The organism is Sulfitobacter sp. HI0129 (genome assembly GCF_001635395.1).
Taxonomy (GTDB): Bacteria; Pseudomonadota; Alphaproteobacteria; order Rhodobacterales; family Rhodobacteraceae; genus Sulfitobacter.
Genome location: NZ_LWGH01000738.1, coordinates 1 through 1,171 on the forward strand (window position 1 = coordinate 1; position 1,171 = coordinate 1,171).

The following is a 1,171-nucleotide window of genomic DNA, read 5'->3' on the forward strand; positions in this document are numbered from 1 at the left end:
GAACTGGGCCAGCTCAGCCTCGCGACCTTCATCAACGAACCGGGCATGCGCGCGGTCGGCGACAACTTCCTGCTGGCCACCGAAGCCTCGGGGGAGGCGCAGGTGCTCAACCCCGGCGATCCCGGGGCCGGGCTGATCCACCAGGGTTTTCTGGAGGCGTCGAACGTCAACGTGATCCAGCAGATCACCGATCTCATCTCCGCGCAACGCGCCTATGAGATGAACTCCAAATCCATCGAGACGGCGGACCAGATGCTGTCCTCGGCCAATCAGGTCCGGTAATGCGCGTGCTCTCCCGACTCGCGGTCATCGCGTTTCTGCTGCTCGCCCCCACCCTCGGGCGTGCCGCGCCGATCGAGGAACTGGTCGAAGAACGCGCCCGCCTCGATTACGCGGACAGCCTGCCCGAGGCGGGCCATTTCGACATTTCCGTCAAGGACGCGCTCGAAGGCGAAGCCGTGCTGCTGGCGGATTTCTGGATGGATGTGCCCTCGGGCCGTTTCCTGGCCAATGCGGTGCTGGACACGGGCGAGGTGCAGCGCATCGGCGGGCTGGCGCTCGTCTCCGTCCCGGTGCCCGTCCCCGCCCGGCGGCTAATGCCCGATTCCATCATCAAGCAGGACGACCTGGTGATGAGCGCCCTGCCCGTGGGCCGCGTGGGCGCCTATGTGGTGACCGACCCGTCAGAGGTTGTGGGCAAACAGGTCCGCAGGCATCTGCCCGCAGGGCGCCCCATCCAGCAGCAATCGATCATTCGGCCGCTCCTCATCGACCGCGGCGAACGGGTCGATATCCATTTCAGCGACGGGCTGCTTGCCCTCGTGGCGCCGGGGCGGGCCCTCGATGACGCCCACGAAGGCCAGCTGGTCCGGATCGTGAACCTCATCAGCAACAAGACCGTCACCGGCATCGCAACGGCAGACGGCACGGTGGAGATTCCCAGATGACCCCCTCCCTCCCGCGCCGCGGGGCGCTCCTGCTGGCAGCGACGCTCGGTCTTGCGAGCTGCGGCGGCGCCCCTGACCCCTTCGACCGCGAACCCAATACCTCGAACCTCGTGGTCGACGGCAACCGCATACCGGAGGTCGCCCGCGTCAGCGTCCCCATGCCCCCCGCCATCATCGAACCGGTCCGCACCGGCAGCGCGCGGGCCTCGCTTTTCAGCCGTCAG

2 protein-coding genes and 1 pseudogene are annotated in these 1,171 nt (G+C 67.5%); all 3 read left to right on the forward strand.

What is annotated here, in order from left to right; translation table 11 throughout:
- The coding region (locus tag A3764_RS18280) for a flagellar hook-basal body complex protein (protein ID WP_150122283.1) at positions 1–282 on the forward strand (282 nt) is incomplete at its 5' end.
- Positions 282–947 (forward strand): flagellar basal body P-ring formation chaperone FlgA, encoded by a 666-nt coding sequence (gene flgA, locus A3764_RS18285; protein WP_067923186.1) that lies wholly within the window; start codon positions 282–284, stop codon positions 945–947. The genes A3764_RS18280 and flgA, both read left to right, overlap by 1 nt.
- A pseudogene (locus A3764_RS18290) lies at positions 944–1,171 on the forward strand (flagellar basal body L-ring protein FlgH); the annotation flags it as partial. The gene flgA and the pseudogene A3764_RS18290, both read left to right, overlap by 4 nt.